Here is a 587-nt window from a genome sequence, read left to right as displayed (position 1 = left end):
TCGCTCCGAAGATGCGCCAATTACCGCAGCCGAGTTGCTAGAACCGTGTGACGGTGAACGTACAGAAGAAGGCATGCGCCACAACATTCGCGTTGCGCTGCAATACATCGAAGCTTGGATTTCTGGAAACGGCTGTGTACCAATCTACGGATTAATGGAAGATGCTGCGACTGCTGAGATTTCTCGCGCCTCAATCTGGCAATGGATTCAGCACGGGAAGTCACTCGACAATGGCCAACAGGTGACAAAAGCACTGTTCGAAACCTACTTGCAAGAAGAAGTGGAAGTAGTGAAACAAGAAGTGGGCGAAGAACGTTATCAAGCCGGGCGTTTTGAAGAAGCCGCACAATTGATGGCGAAGCTAACAACTAGCGATGAGCTAACCAACTTCTTAACCGTTCCTGGTTATGACTATCTGGACTAAGAATTCTTAACTGTAATACCAATAACGTGAAAACTTTCGAGGCAGATAGGGATGTACTGCCTGAGAACGGAAACTCAACGCACAAACAAAAGTGCAAATAATAAAGAGGGATAGACCAATGACATTGACTCGCCGCCAACAAATTGAAGCTCTGGAAAAAGAC

1 pseudogene is annotated in these 587 nt (G+C 46.7%); it reads left to right on the top strand.

Annotated features, from left to right (window positions below):
• Positions 1-424, top strand: a pseudogene (locus R7Z50_RS29290) (malate synthase A); the annotation flags it as partial.
• Between the last annotated feature and the right edge of the window lie 163 nt (positions 425-587).

The organism is Vibrio sp. 1249-1 (assembly GCF_033340495.1).
This window is presented reverse-complemented; position numbering and strand designations above follow the sequence as displayed.